21 protein-coding genes are annotated in these 22,133 nt (G+C 68.3%); 10 read left to right on the forward strand and 11 right to left on the reverse strand.

Translation table 11 applies throughout. The annotated features are described in order from the left end of the window. Positions 1-83: 83 nt before the first annotated feature. Both KY501_RS29125 and KY501_RS29130 read left to right on the forward strand, forming a co-directional pair. Positions 84-983, forward strand: coding sequence for a VanW family protein (locus KY501_RS29125; protein ID WP_224366747.1), 900 nt, complete (start codon positions 84-86; stop codon positions 981-983). Next, positions 980-2,047, forward strand: coding sequence for a hypothetical protein (locus tag KY501_RS29130; RefSeq protein WP_224366748.1), 1,068 nt, complete (start codon positions 980-982; stop codon positions 2,045-2,047). The genes KY501_RS29125 and KY501_RS29130 overlap by 4 nt, the downstream gene beginning before the upstream one ends. Positions 2,048-2,069: 22 nt before the next feature. Here KY501_RS29130 and KY501_RS29135 read toward each other — a convergent pair whose 3' ends face one another. From KY501_RS29135 to KY501_RS29145, 3 genes are all read right to left on the reverse strand, one after another. Next, entirely contained in the window at positions 2,070-3,905 is a 1,836-nt protein-coding gene (locus KY501_RS29135) for a S1C family serine protease (protein WP_224366749.1), read from the reverse strand. 80 nt (positions 3,906-3,985) lie between these two features. Further along, positions 3,986-4,873 (reverse strand): hypothetical protein, encoded by an 888-nt coding sequence (locus tag KY501_RS29140; protein WP_224366750.1) that lies wholly within the window; start codon positions 4,871-4,873, stop codon positions 3,986-3,988. Positions 4,874-5,016: 143 nt separating this feature from the next. Further along, positions 5,017-6,321 carry a thymidine phosphorylase gene (locus KY501_RS29145; RefSeq protein ID WP_224367053.1) on the reverse strand — a complete coding sequence of 435 codons (1,305 nt, stop codon included), beginning with the start codon at positions 6,319-6,321 and terminating at the stop codon, positions 5,017-5,019. A 57-nt stretch (positions 6,322-6,378) separates the two neighbouring features. Between KY501_RS29145 and KY501_RS29150 the strand changes: the two genes are divergently transcribed. From KY501_RS29150 to KY501_RS29170, 5 genes are all read left to right on the forward strand, one after another. Continuing rightward, a complete protein-coding gene (locus KY501_RS29150; protein ID WP_224366751.1) occupies positions 6,379-7,593 on the forward strand; it encodes a BMP family lipoprotein in 1,215 nt (404 codons plus the stop codon). 53 nt (positions 7,594-7,646) lie between these two features. Further along, positions 7,647-9,104, forward strand: coding sequence for an ABC transporter ATP-binding protein (locus KY501_RS29155; protein ID WP_224366752.1), 1,458 nt, complete (start codon positions 7,647-7,649; stop codon positions 9,102-9,104). Continuing rightward, positions 9,097-10,209, forward strand: a complete 1,113-nt coding sequence (locus KY501_RS29160; protein ID WP_224366753.1) for an ABC transporter permease — start codon at positions 9,097-9,099, stop codon at positions 10,207-10,209. Before KY501_RS29155 ends, KY501_RS29160 begins: the two co-directional genes overlap by 8 nt. After that, entirely contained in the window at positions 10,202-11,131 is a 930-nt protein-coding gene (locus KY501_RS29165; RefSeq protein WP_224366754.1) for an ABC transporter permease, read from the forward strand. Before KY501_RS29160 ends, KY501_RS29165 begins: the two co-directional genes overlap by 8 nt. Before the next feature lie 283 nt (positions 11,132-11,414). Continuing rightward, positions 11,415-11,972, forward strand: coding sequence for an ATP-binding protein (locus KY501_RS29170; protein WP_224366755.1), 558 nt, complete (start codon positions 11,415-11,417; stop codon positions 11,970-11,972). An 89-nt stretch (positions 11,973-12,061) separates the two neighbouring features. On the opposite strand, the gene KY501_RS29175 is transcribed toward KY501_RS29170, so the two are convergent. The 4 genes from KY501_RS29175 to deoC all read right to left on the reverse strand — a co-directional run bounded on the left by KY501_RS29175 (position 12,062) and on the right by deoC (position 15,967). Next, on the reverse strand, positions 12,062-12,733 hold the full coding sequence (locus tag KY501_RS29175) for a hypothetical protein (RefSeq protein ID WP_224366756.1): 672 nt from the start codon (positions 12,731-12,733) through the stop codon (positions 12,062-12,064). Between the two features lie 67 nt (positions 12,734-12,800). Next, positions 12,801-14,555, reverse strand: a complete 1,755-nt coding sequence (locus KY501_RS29180) for a phospho-sugar mutase (protein ID WP_224366757.1) — start codon at positions 14,553-14,555, stop codon at positions 12,801-12,803. 43 nt (positions 14,556-14,598) lie between these two features. Continuing rightward, entirely contained in the window at positions 14,599-14,991 is a 393-nt protein-coding gene (locus tag KY501_RS29185; protein ID WP_224366758.1) for a TraR/DksA family transcriptional regulator, read from the reverse strand. A 19-nt stretch (positions 14,992-15,010) separates the two neighbouring features. Then, positions 15,011-15,967, reverse strand: coding sequence for a deoxyribose-phosphate aldolase (gene deoC / locus KY501_RS29190; RefSeq protein ID WP_304608649.1), 957 nt, complete (start codon positions 15,965-15,967; stop codon positions 15,011-15,013). Positions 15,968-16,075: 108 nt separating this feature from the next. On the opposite strand from deoC, the gene KY501_RS29195 reads away from it, so the two are divergent. Genes KY501_RS29195 through KY501_RS29205 form a run of 3 tightly spaced genes read left to right on the forward strand, consistent with a single transcriptional unit; the run spans position 16,076 to position 18,914 of the window. Continuing rightward, complete coding sequence (locus tag KY501_RS29195) at positions 16,076-17,314, forward strand: MBL fold metallo-hydrolase (protein ID WP_224366759.1); 1,239 nt, start codon at positions 16,076-16,078, stop codon at positions 17,312-17,314. After that, on the forward strand, positions 17,311-18,666 hold the full coding sequence (locus KY501_RS29200) for a ComEC/Rec2 family competence protein (protein WP_224366760.1): 1,356 nt from the start codon (positions 17,311-17,313) through the stop codon (positions 18,664-18,666). The genes KY501_RS29195 and KY501_RS29200 overlap by 4 nt, the downstream gene beginning before the upstream one ends. Positions 18,667-18,677: 11 nt before the next feature. Further along, a complete protein-coding gene (locus tag KY501_RS29205; RefSeq protein WP_224366761.1) occupies positions 18,678-18,914 on the forward strand; it encodes a DUF3006 domain-containing protein in 237 nt (78 codons plus the stop codon). 14 nt (positions 18,915-18,928) lie between these two features. Here the strand turns inward: KY501_RS29205 and KY501_RS29210 are convergent, their stop codons facing one another. From KY501_RS29210 to KY501_RS29225, 4 genes are read right to left on the reverse strand one after another with little or no spacing between them, the layout of a single operon-like run. Then, positions 18,929-19,597, reverse strand: a complete 669-nt coding sequence (locus KY501_RS29210; RefSeq protein WP_224366762.1) for a class II aldolase/adducin family protein — start codon at positions 19,595-19,597, stop codon at positions 18,929-18,931. Continuing rightward, the gene (locus KY501_RS29215; protein WP_224366763.1) at positions 19,594-19,863 is read right to left on the reverse strand and encodes a EutN/CcmL family microcompartment protein; all 270 of its coding nucleotides are present in this window, start codon (positions 19,861-19,863) and stop codon (positions 19,594-19,596) included. The genes KY501_RS29210 and KY501_RS29215 overlap by 4 nt, the downstream gene beginning before the upstream one ends. After that, complete coding sequence (locus tag KY501_RS29220; RefSeq protein ID WP_224366764.1) at positions 19,860-20,123, reverse strand: EutN/CcmL family microcompartment protein; 264 nt, start codon at positions 20,121-20,123, stop codon at positions 19,860-19,862. The genes KY501_RS29215 and KY501_RS29220 overlap by 4 nt, the downstream gene beginning before the upstream one ends. 10 nt (positions 20,124-20,133) lie before the next feature. Then, positions 20,134-22,020 carry an AgmX/PglI C-terminal domain-containing protein gene (locus KY501_RS29225; RefSeq protein WP_224366765.1) on the reverse strand — a complete coding sequence of 629 codons (1,887 nt, stop codon included), beginning with the start codon at positions 22,018-22,020 and terminating at the stop codon, positions 20,134-20,136. Positions 22,021-22,133: the final 113 nt, after the last annotated feature.

Genomic DNA, 22,133 nt, shown 5'->3' on the forward strand with positions numbered 1-22,133 from the left:
TATAGGGCTATGAAGGCCTTACCGCTGCCGGCTTCATAGGCTGTGATCCGTGGCTGGCAGTGCCCTTGCAACCCGGGGAGGACATGTCCTCACGAACTGTAGCGCCCCGCCTGGTGGATCTCTCCTCGGCCGCGCTGCTGTGGCGGCGAAGCAAACAGTTGGCGTTGCAGGCGAACCGGCTGGTGCGCTGGGCAGCCACTCCCGAGCGCTGGCCTCGTCCCCAACTCGCGCCCGTGCGGGGCCTGGGCGTGCAGGTGGCTTCACACACCGTGGAGCTGGCTCGCGTGGATCCCGAGGCGGATCCACTGTTGGAGGCCGGCAAGCAGCACAACGTCCGCCTGGCCGCGCCCGCGTTCGATGGGCTGCTGCTGACACCAGAGCGGCCGCTCTCGTTCTGGCGCACGCTGGGACGGCTGACCGAACAGGCGGGTTACCGGTACGGGCTGTCACTGCGGGGTGGATGTCTCACGCCGTCGATTGGCGGCGGCATCTGCCTGGTGGCCAACGCGCTGTTCGAGCTCGCCGCGCGCCAGGGCTGGCACATCCTGGAGCGCCACGGGCATACGATGGAGGCCGTGCCTCCGCTCGAAGGGACACTGTGGGGCATGGACGCCACGGTGGCCTGGCCCTATGTGGATCTGGTGGTGGCACCGCGCGAAGGGCCAGTGCGGTTGGGCGCCCGCGTGCAGGAAGGCAGGTTGCGGCTCACCCTCCACGGAGCGGCGGCTCCTCGGACACGCAGCCAACTGTGGTCCGAGAATGACTCGGTGGTGGAGACGCCCGAAGGGCCGGTGCGCACCAACCGCATTGTCCGGAGGCTCGTCGACGTGGGAACCGGCGCGGTGCTGGAGGAACGCGTCATCGGGGAGAACCGTCGGCGAATCCTGGACCCCGAAGCGCGAAAGCGGACATGCCTGACGTGCGGTGAGACGGAGTGCCACGCGCGGGTAGAAGTCCCTCATCCCCAGGTCGCGGCGTCATGAACCTGATCCTCGCTCCAGAACCCGCACCATGGATCCACCAGCTGCCTTCCCTGCTGGGCCCCGGGGGTCGCGGCGAGGTGGTGGCACCGTGGACCCTCCCCGCCCGGATTGGAAGGTGGGTCCCCGCTCCCGCGAAGCTGCGCTCGGCCTGGCAGCGCCGGACGCTTCCAGTCCCCCAGGGCTTCCGCGTCTGGGGATTGCCGGGGTGGGTCGCGGTGGAGGCGGGCATGCGGCTGGCGGCACCCTCGACGGCGGCGACGTTCCGGGCCCGCTTCGCGATGCGCAAACGGGTGGCACAGGCTGTCGCGGCGCTGCTGCCTCGCTCCGTAGAGACGGTGCTCGCCCCTTCCCTGTGCGCACGCGAAGTCTTCGCCATGGCCCGAAGCCGGGGCGCGCGCTGCGTGCTGTTGGAGGACCTGCCCTCCTTGAGAGCGCTCCACGCGGACCTGGATGAGGCAGCCACGAGGCACCCGGAGGAGTCCTTCCTGCGCAACCACCGCGCCTCCGCGGAAGACGTGGCGCGGCAGGAGGCTGAACGCGTGCTGGCGGACGAACTCTGGGTGCGCAGTGAGTTCTGCCGGGAGTGGCTGCTGTCCGCCGGTCACGCGCCCGAGAAGATCCGCGAGTTGGGTCTCCTGGTGGAGGATTCCGGCATCCCCCGGCGATCTCCTGGGCACAAGCCCGGAGCACATGCCCACCATGTGGCGCTGCTCGCCGGCCCCGCGCTCGCGCGAGGCGGCCTGAGGGAGGCGCTGGCAGCCATCGACGCGCGTCCTCAGTGGAGCCTGTGGGTGCGCCCGGCCGAGGGCACGGATCCGAGGCACCTGCATCATCCCCGGGTGCGGCAGGTGACGGCAGAGACGCAACGGACGCTACGAGGCGTGGATGTGGTGCTGGCCCCTGCCTGGTGCGAGAGCCATCCCCATGAGCTGCCGCGCGCGGTGGCCCGAGGCATCCCGATCATTGCCACGGATCGAGCCTCGGGCTTCCTGCCCTGCCGGACGGTGCCTCGGGGCAACGTGCCCGCCCTGGTCGCCGAGCTGGATGCCCTGAGCGCTCGGTGAAGCCCGAGCGGGTGACGCGGCGCTACTGCCGCCACTCCGGGGGGATGTTCTTGCTGGAGGCGTAGCGCTCGAGCTCCCCGAGCTGCTCCTTCGCGAGCTTCGTCTCCGCCTCAGCGTCGGCGAGCTGTTGCCGCACATTCTTCCCGGCAGCCGAATCCTCCCGCAGTTGGCGCTGCGATTCCTCGGCTCGAGAGAGCCGCTCGCGCGCCCGGCGGAAGGAGTTCCGCCACTGTTCGGCCTCCTCTCTCGTGCGCTCTCCCTGCACGCCCATCTTCCAGAGATCGCGCTCCCACGCCTTGATGGCGCCCTGGCGGCGCTCCCAGATAGCCCGGGCCTCCGCGACCGACTGGAGCGATACCTCATACTTGTCGAGCTCGCCGTCCCCGGCCCCATCCACCTTCAGCCAGGCCTTCCCCGTACCACGCAGGGTGCAGTTCTCGACCGGAAGCCGCGCCGCCCCCACATAAACGCCCTCGGTGAGGCCGTGCGCGACGATCCACCGCATGCGGCGCGAGTCCTCCACGCGTTTCACCGCATCGAGGATGGGAAACCAGAATTCGAAGTCCGCGGGCATCGAGCACGGCTCGCTCCCCGCTTGCAGCACCAGCCCATGCCTCTTGCGCGAAGGGGGCGAATCGAAGTGCTCGATGAGCATCACCACGAGCCCCACATTGGGAACCACCGCGATCGAGTCCAGCCTGGGCTGAGCCATGTCCTCCTTGTAGTTCTCGATCTCCCGCTGCTCGTCACGGGACACGCGGGCCAGCAGCTCTTCCCACCGCCCTGCCGCCTCGGGGGAGGAAGGAACGGAGGTGAGCTTGCTCGCATACGCAATGGGCAGGGCCAGCCCCAGACCTTCCGCATCCATGATCTTCATCGAGACGACGCCCACCACCTCGCCGCGACCATCCAACAGCGGACCTCCACTGTTACCGGGGTTGATCGTCGCGTTGACCTGCACGTAGCCAATCCCCAGGTCCTGCCGGCCGACATAGCCGACCTTCCCCTCGTGGACGGTGAAGTCCAGCCCCTTGGGGCTACCGATGAAGACGATCGGATCTCCCGGCTGCAACCGGGTGACATCTCCGACTTTCAATGGCACCGCCTTCGCGCCCACCACCCGGACGGTCGCGAGATCCAGCACCTCGTCACGCGCCAACGTCTCTCCGATGAGCTGGCGCCCGTCGGGCAGCAGCACGCTCATCCTCTTCCCCACCGGGCAGGCCACATGAGCGTTGGTGAGCGCCAGCTCCTCCTCCACGAAGAACCCGGAGCCCATGTGGTTTTCGCAGCGCAGGCTCACCGTGCTCGGCATGGACCGCTGGGAGATCTCCTGGGTGGACAACCCCACAGGCCGACGAGTCTCCTCAGACGCCAGCGAAGGAGCCCCCAGCCCGAACGCCACGCTCTTCCGGGTCTCGGGAGACTGGGAGCTCCACAGCCGATGCGCGGCTCCCGCAACAACCACGAGCAACAGCACCGCCACCAGGACACCCCACCCCGAGCGCCGGGGAGCCTCGGCCACGGGCTGCGCCACGAGCGGTTCGGCGGGCTGCAGGACCGCGCTGACTCCATGCTCGGAGAGCACTGCCACGAGCTTCTGGGCAAACGCTCGAGAGACTCCACGAACCAGCCGCTCGCCCGGGAGCCCCAGCGAGATGCGAGCCTGAGAGAATGTCGGGGCTGGAGGACCGAGCAGAGCCAGCGCGCGAGCCAGCGCGAAGCGCCGACGCTCATCCGCCACGGGCTCTTTCAAAGACACATCGATGAGGAGACTGGCGCCACAGACACACCGCGCCTTGTCCCCAGGATCCGGCGCACCGCACCGGAGGCACCTTGCCTCGAACGAATCAGCCATCTGTCATCCCCCCTGCACTGCATCACTCCATCCCCGCGCGGGCAAATCACGCGGGGAGCGGAGGCACGGCCGTTACCGCATCAGATGTTCCAGCGGATCATTCCCTGGAGCGTGTTCTCCGTCTTGCCCGAGATCAGGTAGCGGTTGAGCGCGATCTGATACTCGAAGCCAGCATACAGCTTGCCCGGGGTGAACCCGATGGGCTTGCCGAAGTCCCACAGCAGCTGCGGCTGGGAGGTCAGGAACTGGTTGCCCTTCTGCCCCACGAAGTTGCCCACGCCCTCGCCCTCACCGAAGAGGCCGACCTGCACGAAGCCCGCGAAGATGAAGTCCTGCGAGGCGATCGAGAACGACTTCTGCCACGCACCGCCCACCTGGAAGTCGACGCCCTTGAACACGCTGTCGTCGCGAATCACCGTGGTCACCGTCACGAAGTCCATGAACGGCACCTTCAGGCCCCACTGCAGACCGTAGTAGTTGAGCATGCCGAACTTCGCGACGTGCTCCATCTCGTACTTGATCTCCAGGTCCGAGATGATGCCCCAGTCGAACTGGCGGCCGGCGATCTTCTCGCCGATCTTCTTGGGGGACACCGTCGTGGTGATGCCGCCGAAGAAGCCACCACGCTCGTTGGCGCGATCCTCCTGGCCATCCGTCTTCGAGTTGGCGCCGTTCCACGGGCCGGTGATGTCGTAGTACAGGAACATCGTCCCGTACTCCCAAGCCTGGAACGCCTTGATCGACAGGATGGTGCGAGAACCCCGGCCGTTGAAGTCATCGTTGAAGCAGTCGATGGCGCCCCGGTATCGGCCGTAGGTGAGGTCTCCCTCGGTGGGGTGCTTCACGTTCTTCTCGTCACCCGTCCAGCAGGGCGCGTGGAGCACCTCGAACCACACTCCCGCGTGAGCTTGAATCGGCGACAGGAAGACGGCGACGAGTGTAGCGAGGAAACAGAGCTTACGAGTCATGTGGCACCCCTCCCGGATGGCGCGGGCGATCTCTCACAGGACCCCCTGCGTCATCAAGAGTTGATGACACAATGCATGCACACGCCTTCTACACGGGCGGCACACACGCAATCTTTCCGTGAAACCGGTTTATCGCCTGCCGCCTACTCAAGGCGTTCGACGATGAGCGGGCGCGGCGGAGGAGCCTGGGGACCGAAACGGTAGGCCGCGAGCAGCCGATCCTTCACGTCCTGCAGAGGGCCCTCGTTGTTGTAGTGCACGCGCACCACGGGCTCGCCGGCCTTCACAGGCTCGCCCACCTTGCGCAACAGCGTGAAGCCCACAGCCGGATCAATGATGCTGTCCGTGCGCAGCCGCCCCGCACCGAGCGCCACAGCCGCCAACCCCACTGCCTCCGTATCGATGCCTGTGACGAAACCGTCACGTGGGGCCAGCACCTCCGAGGAAGCGCGGGCCTGGGGGAGCAGGGAGTAGTCGTCGATGGCCTTGGGGTTTCCCCCTTGTGCCTGGACGATCTCCTTCAGCTTGCGCAGGGCGCTCCCATCCTCCACGGAGCGCTTCAGCCGCTCGCGGGCCTCCTTCTCGGTGGCCGCCTTGCCGCCCAGCACGAGCATCTCGGCTGTGAGCGCCAGCGTCACCTCCGTGTAGTCCTCGGGGGCCTGGCCGCGAAGCATGTCCACCGCCTCGATGACCTCGAGCGCATTGCCCACCGCGCGCCCCAGCGGCTGATCCATGTCGGTGATCAGCGCCGTCACCTTGCGCTTCATCGCCGCGCCGATGCCGATCATCGTCCGAGCCAGGGCGCGCGAGTCCTCCAGGCGCTTCATGAAGGCGCCACTGCCCGTCTTCACATCCAGCACGAGCGCGTCAATGCCCTCCGCCAGCTTCTTGCTCATGATGGAGCTGGCGATGAGCGGCAGGCAGTCCACGGTGGCCGTCACATCACGCAGCGCGTAGAGCTTCTTGTCCGCGGGAGCCAGCGTCGCCGTCTGACCGATGAGGCACGCCCCCACATCCCGCACCAGCCGCCGGTAGTCCGCCACCGACAGGTCCACCCGGAATCCAGGAATGGACTCCAGTTTGTCCAACGTACCGCCGGTGTGCCCCAGCCCGCGGCCGGAAATCATCGGGACGGGCACCCCGCAGGCGGCTGCAAGCGCTGCCAGACTCAAGGAGACCTTGTCCCCCACGCCTCCCGTCGAGTGCTTGTCCACCTTGATCCCGGGCGTCTCGGAGAGATCCAACACCTCGCCGGACTCGAGCATCGCCTGCGTCCACGCCCCCAGCTCCTCCGAATCCAGCCCTCGGAAGAAGACCGCCATGCACAGGGCGGACATCTGGTAGTCCGGCAGGTCACCACGGGTGTATGCGGCGATGAACTCGCGGATGGCGCCGGGCTCCAGCGTCCGGCCCTCCCGCTTGGCCTTGATGATCTCGTAGGGTGTCACATCCCTGGCCATAGCCTACCCCTTCCATCGGGTCCATCATCTGCTAGATACCGCATCATGAACCGAACCCTCCGCCTGTCTGCCCTGGCCCTTGTGGCGCTGCTCGGCGCCTGCAAGAAGGAAGAACCTCCTGCCCCGGCCGCCCCCGCGGCCCAGCCGCAGCCCCAGGCCGAGGCCAAGCCTCCTCCGCCCCCGGAGCAGAAGACCTTCAAGGTCGGCCTCGTGGTGGACGTGGGCGGCCGCGGAGATCACTCCTTCAACGACGCCGCGCTGCGAGGCCTGGAGACCTTCGCCGCCGCCAAGCGGTACGACGGTGGCAAGTATGCTCCCGCCAGCCCCCCGGAGGTGAAGGAGGCCATCACCCAGGATCTGGCGGGCCTGCAGCCCCCCATCACCGCGCAGCCCATCGAGCCGCTGGTGATCCAGAGCAAGTCTCCGGAGGACTATGAGCCCAACCTGCAGCTGCTCGTGGAGCAGGGCTCGGACCTGACCATCGGCAACGGCTTCCTGCTGGAGAGCGCGGTGGAGGCGGTGGCCCAGAAGAACACCGGCTCCAAGTTCCTGCTGGTGGACAGCATCCTGCTGGACAAGGACGGCAAGCCCTACACGCTGCCCAATGTGCGCACGGTCACCTTCAAGGAGAACGAGGGCAGCTTCCTGGTGGGCGCCCTGGCGGGTCTGGTGTCGAAGTCGGGGAAGATCGGCTTCGTGGGTGGCATGGAGGTTCCCATCATCAAGCGCTTCGAGGCGGGCTTCCGCGCGGGCGTGCGGTCGACGAACCCCAAGGCCGAGAAGACGCTGGCCGCTGTCTACACCGGCAGCTTCGACAACGTGGCCGCGGGCAAGCAGGTGGCGCAGGACCTGCTGAAGAAGGGCGTGGACATCATCTTCCAGGCAGCGGGCGCGGACGGCCTGGGCGTCATCCAGGCGGTGAAGGAGGCCAAGGCGGCCGGCAAGACGGTGTACGTCATCGGCGTGGACTCGGATCAGTCTCACGTGGCCCCGGAGGTGGTGCTCACCTCCATGCTGAAGCACGTGGACCTGGCCATCTACAACGCCTGTCGCGACCTGGCCGAGGGCAAGTTCTCCGCGGGTGATCAGGTGCTGGGCCTCAAGGATGGCGGCGTGGGCTACGCCGAGATCCGCGTGGACTTCCCGGGCAAGGCCGAGGCGCTCCAGAAGGTGGAGGCCCTGCGCCAGCGCATCAGCTCTGGCGAGCTGAAGGTCCCGGCGACCCTCGAGGAGCTCTCCGCGTTCCAGGCCACGCCCTGATCTCCCTCCAGCACATCCAGAAGCGCTTCGGCGGCGTCGCGGCGTTGGACGACGTGTCGCTCGACATCCGCGCGGGCGAATTGCTCGCGCTGGTGGGCGAGAACGGCGCGGGCAAGTCCAGCCTGATGAACGTCCTGTACGGGCTCTATCACCCGGACTCGGGTGACATCCTGCTGGATGGCCAGCCGCTGCGCTTCAAGAGCCCCCGGGATGCGATTGCCCGGGGGATTGGCATGGTGCACCAGCACTTCATGCTGGTGCCCACCCTTACCGTGGCCGAGAACGTGGTACTCGGCCGCGAGCCCACGCGCTGGGGCCGGATGGATCTGGAGCGGGCCAACGCCGAGGTGGCGGCCACCTGCCAGCGCTTCGGCTTCCAGTTGGATCCGAAGGCCCGGGTGGACACGCTCACCGTGGGCTCGCAGCAGAAGGTGGAGATCGTCAAGGCGCTCCACCGCGGCGCGAAGGTGCTCATCCTCGACGAGCCCACCGCCGTGCTCACGCCCCAAGAGGCCGAAGACTTGTTCCGCGTGGCGCGCGGGCTGAAGGAGCAGGGGCACACCGTCGTCTTCATCAGCCACAAGCTGCGCGAGGTGCTCAGCGTGGCCGAGCGCATCGCCGTCATGCGCCGGGGCAAACTCGTCGCGGAGGTGAAGGCCGCGGACACCACGGCGGACATTCTGGCCAACCTCATGGTGGGTGAGGCGCGCACGGGCCCGCAGGTGGTGGAGCCCTACCATCCGCCCACGGGAGCCACGGTGCTGGAGGCCACGGGCCTGAAGGCCCTCGCTGACAGCGGACTCCCAGCGCTGAACGACGTCACCCTCACCGTGCACGCAGGCGAGATCGTCGGGATCGCGGGCGTGGATGGCAACGGGCAGCGAGAGCTGGCCGAGGTGCTCACCGGCCTGCGCAAGCTGGAGGGTGGCCAGGGAACGCTGCTGGGCAAGCCGCTGAAGGGGCTGACTCCGGACGAGGCCCGGCGGCGCGGCGTGAGCCATGTGCCCGAGGACCGGCTGCGGCGAGCGGTGGTGAAGGGCATGAGCGTGGAGGAGAACGTGGCGCTTGGTCGGCAGGGCCAGCCTCCCTTCGCTCGCGGCCCGTGGCTGGACTTCAAGGGACGGCACGAGCGAACGCAGAAGCTGATGGGGGCCTATGACGTGAGGCCTCCGAATCCGGTGCTCCCCGTCCAAGCGCTCTCAGGTGGCAACCAGCAGAAGGTGGTGGTGGCGCGCGAGCTGGACTCGGATCCGAAGCTGGTGGTGGTGGTGCAGCCCACGCGCGGGCTGGACATCAGCGCGGTGGCGCAGGTGCACTCCCGGCTGCGCGAGGAGCGGGCCCGAGGCGTGGGCGTGCTGCTCGTCTCGCTGGATCTGGAGGAAGTGCTGACGCTGGCGGACCGCGTCTATGTGCTCTTCGAGGGGCGCGTGACAGGCACCTTCACCCGGCCCGAATTCGACGAACGCGATATCGGCTGTCGCATGCTGGGAAGAGGACCGACTGATGGGTGAGAAGTGGCGCGCGGCGGTACCGTCGATCCTCTCCGTGCTGCTCGCGCTGGTGGTGTGCTGGATCGCCATCGCGCTCACGCGAGACGCGAAGATCGCCGGCGAGGCCTACCTCCAGATGCTCTATGGCGGCCTGGGCCAATGGCCTCGGTACCTGGACGTGGGCGACGGAGCCCTGCTGGCCCGGCCTCTCGGAGAGGCCGCGGGCAAGGCGGCCCTGCTGATCCTCACCGGCCTGTCGGTGTCGGTAGCCTTCAAGGCGGGCCTGTTCAACATCGGCGCCCAGGGCCAGATGGTGGTGGGCGCGCTGGCGGCAGCGGTGGTGGGCGCGCAGATGTCCGCGCCCGGTCCCCTGCACATTCCCCTCGCCCTGATAGCCGCCGCGGCCACGGGGGCGGCGTGGGCGCTCATCGCCGCGGCCCTGAAGCTGTGGCGCGGCGTCCACGAGGTCATCTCCACCATCATGCTCAACTGGGTGGCGGTGAGCCTGGTGGACAACTGGCTCGTGGTGGGCCCGCTGCGCGCGGTGGCCACCAGCGGCCAGTCCATCTCCGGCACCGCGGAGATCCATGACACCGCGCGCCTGCCCCGGTTCCTGGGCGACATCTCCCGGCTCAACCTGGGCTTCGTGGTGGCGCTGATCGTGGCGGTGCTCGTCTGGGCGTGGCTGACGCGGACGCGGCGTGGCTTCGAGACCCGTGCGGCGGGCCTGGGCGCGGATGCGGCGCGGGCCGCGGGCATCCCCGTGAAGCTGCGCGCGGCCGAGGCCATGGCGATGGCCGGAGCGCTCGCGGGGCTGGCCGGCGCGGTGCTCGTGCTGGGCACCGAGTTCCGCTACCCCGGCGCTCTCGGAGCCCCCTACGGCTTCGACGGCATCGCCATCGCGCTCATCGGCAACAACAACCCGATCGGGGTGACGTTCACCGCCCTCTTCTTCGGCGCCCTGCGCGCCGGCGGAACGCGCATGCAGCTGCTGGGCGTGCACAAGAGCTTCCCGGAGCTCATCCAGGGTCTGGCGCTCCTCTTCGTCGCGGGCCGGCTGGTGTGGCTCGCGCTGCTGCGCCGACGCCGCGCGGCCCCTGCCTCCACCGAGGTCCCCCGTGCTTGAGATCCTCGAGGCGCTCCTCTTCTCCACCCTGGACGCGGCCCCCGCGCTCATCTTCGCCGCACTGGGCGGCGTGCTCTCCGAGCGCGCGGGCGTGGTGAACGTCGGAGTGGAGGGCCAGATGCGCGCCGGAGCCTTCGTGGCGGCCGTGGCGGCACTGGCCATGCCCACGCCCCTGGCGGTGGTGGTGGGAATGGTGGCGGGCGCGGCAATGGCCTCGATCCACGGCTACCTCAGCATCCGCTGGCGCTCGGATCAGGTCGTCTCCGGCATGGCCATCAACCTGGTGGCGCTGGCCGGAGGCACCTTCCTCCTGGAGGCCCTCTACAGCCCCAACGGCACGCCTCCCATCGCCCAGTTGCCCCGATGGACGCTGCCCGTCATCCACGATCTGCCCCTGCTGCGCGCCATCTCCGACCACTCGGGCATGACGTACCTGGCGCTGGTGCTGCCCTTCGCCTTCCACGCGATGCTCAACCACACGCCGCTGGGCCTGCGGCTGCGCGCCGTGGGCGAGAAACCCCACGCCGTGGCCACCCTGGGCCTCAGTGTGCCGGGGCTGCGCTGGCTCGCGGTGCTCGGAGGCGGCCTGCTGGCCGGCCTGGGCGGCGCCGTGCTCTCCACCGCCGTGCTGGACCGCTTCGAGCAACACACCCCCGCGGGCCTCGGCTTCATGGCCCTGGCCGCCATGGTGTTCGGCCGCTGGACGCCTCTGGGCGCTTTCGGAGCCGCCTCCTTCTTCGCCTTCGGTAACGCACTGCGCATCGGCCTGGCCTCCAGCGCTCCGGAGATCCTCGAAGTCATCCCCCAGGGCTTCCTGCTGGCGCTCCCCTACGTCCTCACGCTGATCCTCCTCACCGTGCAGGGCCAGCGCAGCAGCGCCCCCGCCGCGCTCGGCACCCCCTACGAGCAGGAATCTCGCTGAGACCCCACCTACCGGAGAGGGGTGTAAATCACCCGGGTCAGGAATGACCAGGATTCAGGACTGACCCACCCTTCTACTCTGACGGGTCTTTCGTTTCTTGAAAGCTGGAAGGAGATGTGGTCTTATAAGCCACCGAAATCTCTGGGTGAACCGCGCAAATTCCAGAGATACGAGAAGAAAACTTCGGAATAAAAATTCGGCACGCATCTAGCAGGTGGGATAATACGGTTTGGAACTTCTCCTGCCCGTTCGTCCCAAAGACGGCACTCGGTGAGGTGGCGAGATGATGGCGACTCCGGCAACGACGGTAACCGCTCGCAAGACCCTGTCGGTGGAGCCACAGACCGGCACGGCGCAGCCCCAGGCCTCCGCCACCTTCGACAATGTCGTCTCGCTGGACGCGTACCTGCGCGAGACGCTGCCGCTGGACCTGAGCGAGCTGGCGCAGGACGTGGTGGCGCAGATGCTCACCGAGGGCCGGCTGGACAACGTGGACATCCACTACCACCTGCCGAACGAGTCGGTGCAGGTGGAGCTGCCGCGGCGCCAGTTCTCGCAGATCATCGAGCACATGGTGGCCACGGCGGCCGAGGCCATGAAGGCGCTGGCCAACCGCGCGCACGTGCTCCGGGTCATCGTGGAGCCTGCGGATCCGTTCGGTGATTTCGGTCCGCGCCTGCGGGTGCAGGACACGGGCGCCAGCGTCATCGTCGAGGACGCGCTGCAGGCGACCATCGAGCGCGCGGAGACGCTGGGCACGAAGCTGACGGTGAAGAACCGCCCCACCGGAGGCAACATCTTCACGGTGGAGCTCCCCGCGGAGCAGGTCCGCTCCTGGTAGTGACGCAGCAGTCGAGCACGGCAAACCGTCGGACACGTTGAAGCCGTGTCCAGCATCCCCCGGATGGTTTGCCAGCAATACTTGGAGGCTCAGAGCCGCCAGGCCACACCCACCAATGCCTCGAGCGTGAAGTACGCATCGCTGAGGCCTCGGTTGCCCGCGTCCGGGATGATGGAGGGCCCCACCCGGACGTTGAAGTTCACCTGCAGGCTGCGGTCGATGAAGTACTCCAGTCCCCCTCCGGCCAGGAGAGGGATGACAGCGCCGCCCCCCGTGCCGAAGTAGACGTGGAAGGGCACGTCCAGCGCCAGGTTGAGCATGATGGCGCTGCCCACGGGGATGCCGGCGACGAACTCCACGGGTAGGGCCAGGCCCACGTCGGTGTCTCCATCGTGGAAGTAGAAGAGAGGCCCGGGCTGGAAGACGAGCGCCAGGGACACCTCCGGCGTGCGCACGAGCATCAGCCGCGCCCAGGCCTGGAACTTGAAGCCGGGCTCGACGATGTCGGCGATGCCCTCCTGGCTGTAGTTGAAGGAGAACAAGCCGCCGAGATCGAGCTTGGGCGTGGTGCCGTGGAGCACTCCCAGCGAGATGCCGGGCCAGCCGACCTGGGCGGAGAGCACGTTCTGGCCCGCGCCCACGGTGTCTCCGGCGAGCAGGGACCAGCCCTGCCCGCGATAGAAGACCTCGTCGTCCTGTGCAAGCGCGGCCGTGGAGGCGAGAACGCAGCAGAGGAAGAACCCGGGAACGAGACCCTTCACGCGGCAACCTCGGGAAGAGGCCGCGCAAGCCGCGGCCCGTGGGAGTGGGAAGAACGCACGAAGGGACTCAGGCAGGCTGGCCACGCTCGCGGGCCAGCGCCACGAATGCATCCATGAGCGCCTGGAGGCGCCCCTCCGCCCGAGCACGCGCCTGGGCCACGGACTCGCCGGTCCCGAGCGTCTCCTTCAACTCGAAGTAGTACTTGATCTTGGGCTCGGTGCCGGAGGGTCTGAGGGTGACGCGACCACCGCCCTCCAGCTCGTAGGCGATGACGTTCGAGGAGGGCAGCGTGAGCGGCTCCACCTTGCCACCCGTGCGCGCCTCGCGCTTCTTGTAGTCCTTGGAGCTCTGGACGGCGGAGGTCCCCACGCGCTCAGGCGGCGAGGCGCGGAAGCCCTCCATGATGCGCGAGATGGTCTGTGCGCCCTCGGAGCCCTTGAACGTGAAGTTGCGCTGGGCTCCGACGAAGAGGCCGTGCTTGCGCTGGATCTCCTCCAAGTAGCCGAGCACCGTCGTCCCGCGAGACTGGCACCACGCCGCGAGGTCCGCGAACACCAACCCCGCGCTGATGCCGTCCTTATCCCGCACCACCGTGCCCACGGTGTAGCCGAGCGCTTCCTCGTACCCGAAGACGAACTGGACGCCTTCGCTGCGCTCGCGATCCAGCGCTCGGTTGGCGATCCACTTGAAGCCCGTCAGCACCTCGTCATAGGCGGCGTTCAGCTCGCGGGCGATCTGTCCGAGCTGCACCGAGGAGACGATGGTCGCGGCCACATAGGGCCGGGCTCGCTTCGTCCCCTGGGTCAGCACGTAATGGCCCAGCAGCACACCCACCTCGTTGCCGGTGAGCATGCGCAGCTTCCCTTCCCCATCCCGCACCATGACCGCGAGCCGATCCGCATCCGGATCGTTCGCGATCACCAGATCGGCCTTCTCGCGCTCGGCGGCGGCGATGGAGAGGTCCATCGCGCCGGGCTCCTCAGGGTTGGGGAAGCGCACCGTGGGGAAAGTGCCATCCGGCTGCTGCTGCTCGGCCACGGTGTGGAAGCGCGAGAAGCCCGCGGCCCGGATGGCCCGGTCCATCCACACGCCGCCCACGCCGTGCATGGCCGTGTAGACGATGGAGAGCGTTTCCGAGCCACGCCCGTACAACCGCAGCCCGAGAATGGCCTTCAGATAGGCCTCACCCACCTCGCTCTGAAGATCCCGCCACAGGCCCTTGGCTCGAGCCTCCGCTGGAGAGAGCAGCCGCACTTCGTTGGCGGGCTCCACCGCGTCGATGGCGGCGGCGATCCCCTTGTCATGCGGAGGGATGATCTGCGCGCCATTGCCCCAATAGACCTTGTACCCGTTGTACTCGGGCGGGTTGTGGCTCGCGGTCACCATCACCGCGGCACCCGCGTTCAAGTGCAGCGCGGCGAACGCCGTCAGCGGCGTGGGAGCCAGCGAGGGGAACACGAGCGCCGGAATGCCCTCTGCGGCGAGCACGCTGGCGGTGTCCTCGGCGAACTCGGCGCTCATTCTCCGGCCGTCCCGCCCCACCACCACGCCGCGCGAGGCGATGTCTGGCACCTGGGCCTTGAGGTAGCGCGCCAGCCCCGCCGTGGTGCGGCGCACCACCGCCCGGTTCATCCGGTTGGGCCCCGCGCCCAGCACTCCGCGAAGTCCCGCCGTGCCGAACTCCAGGTTGCCCGCGAAGCGGTCCGCCAGCTCCGCCGTGTCCTCCACCGTCAGCAGCCGCGTCAGTTCCTCGGCCGTGGTGGGATCCGGATCCGCCTTGCGCCACGCTTCCGCCTGCGCCCTCAGCTTGCTGATGTCCATGTCCCCCTCCTCGCCCGGACGTACCGGGCCCCGCGTGACGGGTTCAGGTGTAGTCGGTGAGCTTCTTGCGCGTGGGCCCGCCCTTGGGCTTGTCCTTCTTGCCCTGGCACTCCACGCAGAACTCCACGTACGGCATGGCCTTGAGCCGCCCATACGGCAGCTCGTCGCCACAGTCCTCGCACTCGCCAAAGCTGTCCGGGTCGTTGCGCAGCTTGCCCAGCGCCTTCACCACGCGCGCCAGCACGCCATCCATGTTCCGGTTCCGGCTGGAGGCGATGGCCTGCATCATCTCGTTGAGCGGCTGCTCGTCCTCGTCGCCGCCCACCTTCGAGTCGTCCGTCCGGTTGGGCTCGATCTTCAGCGGCGTCTTGCCGGTCAGCTCGGCGTGCAACCCGAGCAGCAGCTTGCGGAGTTCCTCTCGCTGAGCGTCCGTCACGGCACTCCCCCGGGCCTCACTAGTACTTCGCGGTGGACTTCTGGCCGGTGATGATAGCCACGGACGCGGAGGCGCCAATGCGGTTGGCTCCGGCCTGGATCATCTTCATCGCGTCCTCGGACGAGCGCACGCCGCCCGAGGCCTTCACGCCCACGTCATCCCCCACCACCTTGCGCATCAGCGCCACGTCCTCGGCGGTGGCGCCCCCGGAGCTGAAGCCGGTGGACGTCTTCACGAAAGCAGCGCCCGCGGCCTTCGAGAGCGCGCAGGCGCTGATCTTCTCCTCGAGGGAGAGCTGGCTCGTCTCCAGGATGACCTTCACAGGGTGCGGGCGGCTGGCGTCCACCACCATGGCGATGTCCTTGAGCACCAGCGCGTAGTCCTTCGCCTTCAGCGCGCCGATGTTGATCACCATGTCGATCTCCTTCGCGCCACAGCGGATGGCCTCGCGCGCCTCGAAGGCCTTGGCGCTGGGCAGCGCCGCCCCGAGCGGGAAGCCCACCACGGCGATGGGCACCGTCTTCGAGCCGGCCAGGATGCGCGCCGCCAGCGCCACGTTCACCGAGTTCACGCACACCGTGGCGAAGCCGTGCTTGCGCGCCTCCTCGGACAGCTTGATGACCTCCTCGCGGCTGGCCTCGGGCTTGAGCAGGGTGTGATCGATATAAGGGGCAATGTCCGCGCTGGTCCGGATGGACTCGGGCGAGATGCGCGCCGCGCCCGACTTCACCGCGTTCACGGTGCCGCAGCTGTCCACGTTGGGACACACGTCGCAGGAGGGCGCACACTCCCCAGAACTCGCGGTGTGGCTCGACCCATCCCCGGCGCCGCGCGGCGAGGCTCCCGAGTCCCGAGCCGAAGGCCCGGGGGAGGTGGTGCAGGGTTGCTCCTTGCCTGCTCGGAGGGCTTGCATCCTGCGGCGCACACGGTCGGCGATCTCGTCGACGACCTGGTTCACGTCATCAGCCTCGGCCATGGAGCCGGATGTAGCCCAGATAGGGGTCCCTCGGGAAGCATTCGGACGAGGTCCGCCTGGGCGCTTGCCGGGTGCCGTACAGGGGGTGGGAGGGGTTAGAGTCACCCCGTGACGTTCCCCTCTCGGTTGCTCAGCCTCCTCGTCCTCCTCCTCGCGGCCTTGCCAGGCTTGGCGCAGCCCTCCCCCGCTCCCAAGCCCCTCACGGTGTACTTCTTCGACGTGGGCCAGGGAGACGCGGCGCTCATCGTCTCGCCCACGGGCAAGACGGTGCTCATCGACGGTGGGCCTCCCGAGGCGGGAGAGCACCTGGTCAGCCGGCTGCGGGAACTCGTCCACGGGCCGCTCGACCTGGTGATTTTGACGCACCCGCACCTGGACCACCTGGGGAGCATGAAGGACGCCATCCAGGCGGTGGGGGCCCGGCGCTACATGGATCCGGGCTTCGACCACGCAAGCGCGGCGTACCGGGATCTGCTCGAGTACGTGGGCAAGGAGGTAGGCCAGGTGATGACGCCCGAACCGAACCCCCAGGCGCCCGACAGCTTCCTCACCATTGGACTGGGCGAGGGCGCCACGCTCACCGTCTATTGGCCGCGCTACCCGCGCGAGCCGTTCCTGAAGAACACCCGCTCGGATGCGAACTCGAATTCGATCGTCACCCGGCTCACCTATGGGAAGACGGCGTTCTTCTTCTCGGGGGACTCGGAGGCGGATACCGAGGAGGCCCTGCTGCGCAAGAACACGGACTACACCTCCACCGTGCTGAAGGTGGCGCACCATGGAGGGAAGTACTCCTCCACGGAGGCCTTCCTGGCGGCCGTGAAGCCCAAGGCCGCGGTCATCTCCTGTGCCGCTCGCAACGAGTATGGCCACCCCACCCAGGAGGCACTGTCGAGGCTCGCGGCGGTAGGGGCTCAGGTGTTCCGCACCGACCAGGACGGCGATGTCCAGGCGATCAGCGACGGCAACACGGTGACCCTGCAGGCCGCCAAGGGGCGCACCTCGCGCGTGGTCGTTCCGGGAGAGGTACGGCCCATCGCCGCGAGCGCCTCTTCCCCGAGCGCCAGTGGCCAGACCGTCCCCGCGAGTGCTCCCGCAGGCGCGGCTCGGACCGGGCGGGAGCCCGTGCCCGCCTCGGGGAAGGTGCCGGCCCCTGCGCCCTCCGAGCGTACGGAGGCACCCGCGCCCTCGAACACGATGCGCTTCATCAGCCTCAAGGGCAGCGAGGTCTTCCATCGCGAGGACTGCGCCACCCTCAAGCGAGCGAAGACGAAGGAGCGCAAGGTCTACACCCGCCGTGCCGACGCGGCCCGTGAGCGCCGTCCCGCTGAGGATTGCAATCCATGACCGCGCGCCTGCTGCCATTGTTGGGGCTGCTGCTCGTCGCCGCGTGCAAGCAGCAACCCCCTCCCGCTGCTCCGCCGTCACCTGCCCGTGCCAACCCGGAGAAGCACTTCCTGGGCAGTGCGCCAGACGGGAAGCTCCACGTCTACTTCCTCGACGTGGGCCAGGGGGACTCCGCGCTCATCGTCTCTCCCGAGGGGCGGACCGTCCTCGTGGACGCAGGCCCGGCCTCGGCGGTCAAACACCTCATCAACCGGCTGCCGGAGTTGCTCGCCGCGCGGTTGGATACGGTGGTCCTCACCCACCCTGCCCCGGACCATTATGGAGCGTTGGATGTGGTGCAGAAGATCACGGATCCCGTCCAGTTGATCGAGCCGCAGTTGCCCGAGAACCCTTCTGAGTATGACGGGCTCCTCACCACCATGGGCTCGCGGCAGGTGGCGATCTTCTCTCCCGCGCCAAACCCGGCGAAGCCTCAGGAGCTGACGCGCATTCCGCTGGGGAAAGACGTGGAGCTCACGGTGCTGTGGCCTCGCGCGCCCACCGAGCCCCTGCTCACTGTGTCATCCGCCGGAGACGCCAAGAGCGCGCAGCACGAAGCCAACTCCATCGTCTTGCGGCTCACCTATGGAAAGACGTCCGTGCTCTTCGCGGGTGACGCCCGAGCAGAGACGGAGGCCGCGCTGATGAAGGCCGGAGTGGAGCTGAGTTCCACGGTGCTCAAGGTGGGAGCCCATGGAGCGGACGTCGCGACGACCGAGGAGTTCCTGCAGCAAGTGGGGCCACAGGCCGCCATCATCAGCGTCAACGCCGAAGCGGCCAAGGCGCTGGGAGTGCCGGCCCCGGCCACGATCGAGCGGCTGAAGGCGGTGAGCGCGCACGTCTTCCGGACCGACGAGAATGGCGAAGTGCATGCGGTGAGCGACGGGGAGAAGTTCGTACTCACGCCGCAGAAGATCAGTGCCGGCGAGTCCCCCAGCACCCAGTATGTCTTCTCGCCCGATGACAAGAAGCTGGACCCCATTGTCCCGCTCGTGCCGCTCACCAAGGCCCCGGCGGAAGAGTCCGCGAAGGCGGTCCCTGCGAAGGGGGTGAGCGCGAAGGCAACGCAAGTGGATCTCTCGCGCTTCGACAAGGTGGTGGAGGTCAACTCCAAGGGCGAAGAGCGAAGCAGCCGCACGAGCAAGAAGGCGAAAGAGACGGGCGACAAGTACTACGCCAGCCGCCACAAGCCGATCTTCCACAAGGCGAGCTGCCCGAGCGTCAAGCGGATCAACCCGGAGAACCTCGTCACGTACAACTCACGTGAAGAGGCCATGAAGCAGCGCAAGCCCGCCGGCGACTGCCGCCCCTGAGGGAACATCCCATGCCGAAGGCCACGGTGGATCGCTTCGAGGAAGAGCTGGCCGTACTGATCGTGGACGGCCGACAGGTGACCCGGCCTCGCGCCGAACTGCCCGCGGATGTGCGCGAGGGGGACGTCATCGACCTGGACACAGGCCAGGTGGACACCGAGGCGACCGAAGAGCTGCGAGCGCAAGTGCGCAAGGCACGACGCCAGACGAAGAAGAAACAGGCGCCTCCCGGGAACTTCGACCTGTAGCCCTCGGGTTGGCTTCAGCGACGCGGCCCGAGGCCCGCCTTCTTGCGCGCCTCGAGCAGCTTCTGCACGTCCGCCGGAGCCAACGGCTGCACCGTTCCCAGCGAGCGCGCGGCCATGAGGATCTTCGCGTAGTGCTCGACGAGCTCCATCCTCAGCAGCGCCTGCGTCAGATCCTCTCCCAACGTCAGGGCGCCATTGCCCGCCAGCAGCAGGGCATCGTAGTCGGCCGCCGCGGCCTCCACGCGTTTGACGCCTTCGGGATCCCGAGGCATCGCACGCGGCAACGTGGGCACGCGATCCCCCAGCGACACCATCATCTCCGGCAGCGCGATGGGTGACAGCTCCTGCCCCACCAGCCCGAAGGCCGTCGCCACCGGCGGGTGCGCGTGCAGCACCACCATCGCCTCCGGGCGCGCCCGGTACGCGGCCAGGTGCAGCTCCAGCTCGCTGAAGGGCTTGCGCCGCCCCTCCAGCACCTTGCCCTGAGCATCCACCACCAGCAGCGACGCGTCGTCGATGTCCCGCTTCGACACCGCCGTGCAGGTGATCAGGAACCGCTCGCCCTTGAGCCGCACCGAGACGTTGCCGTCGTGGTTGGCCACCCAGCCGTTCGCATGCAGGCGGCGGGATGTCTCCACCAGCTCGGCCCGCAGCTTCGGCAGCGGCACGAAGCCTTCGCTCACGCGTCCACCTCGTCCACCACTCCAACGATCAGCGAGCGGATGGGCAGCGTCTTGTCCCCGAGGATCTGCCGCACGCCCCCGCCCTCGCGCATCACCAGCACCACATCCCCCGGCCCCGCCGAGGACGAGTGGTCCACCGCGATGAAGCTCTTGCCCAGGGGCTGCTGCTTCTCATCCAGCGGCTGCACCACCAGCAGCTTCCGTCCCTCGAAGGCCGGATGCTTGAGCGTGGAGGTGACGCTGCCGAGCACCTTGCACAGGTTCATACGTCCACCGCGTCCACGATGCCGACAATGGCGGCGTCCACCGGCACGAAGGAGGGCTCCAACGCCAGCGCCGCCTCGCGGCTGCCCACCAGGTACACCAGCTCGCCGCGGCCCGCGGACACCGTGTCCACGGCCACCTCCGGGCTGCCCATGGGCTCGCGCTTGTGGTCCAGAGGCTGGACCACGAGCAGCCGCTTGCCCTCGAGCCCCTCGTACTTCCGCTCGCAAACCACCGTGCCGAGGACGCGTCCCAGGTACATGCGCGGCCTGTTACATCGACCCAGAGGAGAGGACCAGGGGGATCTCCACATCCATCTCGCCCGAGCCGTCCTCCAGCTTGAAGGTGGGGAAGACCATCCGCTTGGCGCTGTTCTTGATGCAGGTGCCCACCGGGGACCCATCCAGCTCCTTGCGGTCCAGCTTCGCGCCCTTCACCACGCCCGAAGTCCCCACCGTGGCCACCAACATCACCTTCCCGCCCTTGAACTTCGGGTTCTTGCGCAGCTCCGTCTCCACGCAGCCCTGGAAGGCGGCGTGGGACTTCTCCACCACCTTCGCCACGTCCTCGGCAGGCAACCCACCCTTGCTCTCCGCGTCCTTGGCCGCAACCTCCGCGTCCTGACGCACCTCTGGAGCCACTTCGGCCTTGGCCGCATCCCCGTAGAGCGCCTTGAGCTCCTCGGCGGACTTGCCCGTGTCCGGTCCCGCCTTCGTCTCGTCCACCGAGCCCGGCTCCGTCTTCGGCGGAGTGCCACCCTGCGGCTTCTTGTCGTTGGAAGCCGGACCTGGGGCCGGTACCGGCGCGGGCGGAGGGGCCTTCGTCTTCCCCAGCAGCCTGTCCCTCAGCTCGCTCACGCCCTCGCCCGAGAAGAGGAGCGACTTCTGCTCCGGCTTGCCCTGGGCGTTCACCACCGTCACCTTCGGAACCAGGTTCAGCCGATCCAGCGCGAACGCCCCGCCCACCAGCAGGACGATGGGCATCAGGATGAAGAGCGCCACCTTCCACACCGGGTTGCGCTTCGTCACGCCCGACTTCGCCATGAAGTAGCGCGTGTCCTGAACGGGCTTCTTGTCGTCCTTGCCCGGCTTGCCTCGCACCGAGTCCAGCGGATCCGGCTCGCCGGTGACGCTCGTCGGCGGCTCACCGTCGTCCATCTGCTCGCTCTTGTCGGGCAGATCCAGATCCGAGAACAGATCATCCGCCACCGCCGCCTTGGCAGAGCCATTGCCGCCGCTCGCGCGGGCCGCGGGCCGCTCCGTGGGCTCGTCCCAGGGAGAGTTCTCCTGCGGCTCCTCGGCGTGCTGCTGCTGAGGCTGCTCAGGTTCGTCCCAGGCGGGCTGATCCTGCTGCTCCTCCTCGGCGGGCTGATCCTGCTGAGGCTCGTCCCACGCCTGCTGCTCCGGCTGGGCCTGCTGCGCCGGCTCCGCGGGCGCGTCGAAGTCCCACGTCGGCTGCTGCTGGCGCTGCGCCTGCCGTCCCTGAGGCTGCTCGGCCGCCGGAGGATCCAGATCCCACGGCTCCTTCGCCGCCGCCGCCGGGGCCCGTCCCACCGTGGTGGGCACGTTGTCCCAGGAGCGATCCTCTTCCTCCTGCACCGGCTGAGCCCGGGCCGCGGCTCCCCGCTGACCCCGTGCGGCCACGGTGGCCGGCTCGGGGGCCACTGGCGGCGCGGGAGCAGGCTCGGGGGCCGCGGGCGCGGCGAACACACCGGCCAGCTCCGCGAGGTCCGCGCCCCGCTTCCAGTCCGCCATGCCCTGCTGCCAGAAGAAGCTGCGCGGGTTGATGGCGCCACTGTCCGCCAGCGCTCGCAGGCCGGCCTCGTCCAGCGGGCCCTCCTGCTTGCTCTTCACCATCACGAACCAGGGAGCCGCCGCCGGCCGAGGCGGAGCGGCCCGGGTGGGCTCTTCCTCCCACGGGTTGCCGCCAGTGGCGGCAGCCGGGGCGCTCGACGCGGCGGACAGCGCGCGCTCCTGCTCTCGGATGCGCTCCACGTCGGCGAGAGACACCACGCGGGTGCTCTCCTCCATCTCGGCGGGCGGACCCTGGACCGAGATGACGTTCTGGCAGTTCTTACAACGGATCTTGACGGTCTTCCCGCGGACCTTTTCGTCCGCGATGGAGTACCGCCTCTGACACTTGTCACAGGAGAAGTTCAAGGGGGGCGACCGGTGCGCTCTTTGTAAACGGGTGGGGGATGCTACTCCAGAGTCTTCTGGTGCAAAACGTCCCGTTGACTCCTTCGCGAGGGCCAACTATGCACCCGCGCCTT

The organism is Hyalangium versicolor, from assembly GCF_020103695.1.
Lineage (GTDB): Bacteria > Myxococcota > Myxococcia > Myxococcales > Myxococcaceae > Hyalangium > Hyalangium versicolor.

What these genes read in the sequence shown, in the direction of transcription:
- KY501_RS29130 (WP_224366748.1), top strand. Translation starts at nt 980, where the DNA reads ATGAACCTGATCCTCGCTCCAGAACCCGCACCATGGATCCACCAGCTG.
- KY501_RS29160 (WP_224366753.1), top strand. Translation starts at nt 9,097, where the DNA reads ATGGGTGAGAAGTGGCGCGCGGCGGTACCGTCGATCCTCTCCGTGCTG.
- KY501_RS29125 (WP_224366747.1), top strand. Translation starts at nt 84, where the DNA reads ATGTCCTCACGAACTGTAGCGCCCCGCCTGGTGGATCTCTCCTCGGCC.
- KY501_RS29220 (WP_224366764.1), bottom strand. Translation starts at nt 20,123, where the DNA reads ATGTACCTGGGACGCGTCCTCGGCACGGTGGTTTGCGAGCGGAAGTAC.
- KY501_RS29135 (WP_224366749.1), bottom strand. Translation starts at nt 3,905, where the DNA reads ATGGCTGATTCGTTCGAGGCAAGGTGCCTCCGGTGCGGTGCGCCGGAT.
- KY501_RS29170 (WP_224366755.1), top strand. Translation starts at nt 11,415, where the DNA reads ATGATGGCGACTCCGGCAACGACGGTAACCGCTCGCAAGACCCTGTCG.
- deoC (WP_304608649.1), bottom strand. Translation starts at nt 15,967, where the DNA reads ATGGCCGAGGCTGATGACGTGAACCAGGTCGTCGACGAGATCGCCGAC.
- KY501_RS29200 (WP_224366760.1), top strand. Translation starts at nt 17,311, where the DNA reads ATGACCGCGCGCCTGCTGCCATTGTTGGGGCTGCTGCTCGTCGCCGCG.
- KY501_RS29205 (WP_224366761.1), top strand. Translation starts at nt 18,678, where the DNA reads ATGCCGAAGGCCACGGTGGATCGCTTCGAGGAAGAGCTGGCCGTACTG.
- KY501_RS29180 (WP_224366757.1), bottom strand. Translation starts at nt 14,555, where the DNA reads ATGGACATCAGCAAGCTGAGGGCGCAGGCGGAAGCGTGGCGCAAGGCG.
- KY501_RS29140 (WP_224366750.1), bottom strand. Translation starts at nt 4,873, where the DNA reads ATGACTCGTAAGCTCTGTTTCCTCGCTACACTCGTCGCCGTCTTCCTG.
- KY501_RS29150 (WP_224366751.1), top strand. Translation starts at nt 6,379, where the DNA reads ATGAACCGAACCCTCCGCCTGTCTGCCCTGGCCCTTGTGGCGCTGCTC.
- KY501_RS29215 (WP_224366763.1), bottom strand. Translation starts at nt 19,863, where the DNA reads ATGAACCTGTGCAAGGTGCTCGGCAGCGTCACCTCCACGCTCAAGCAT.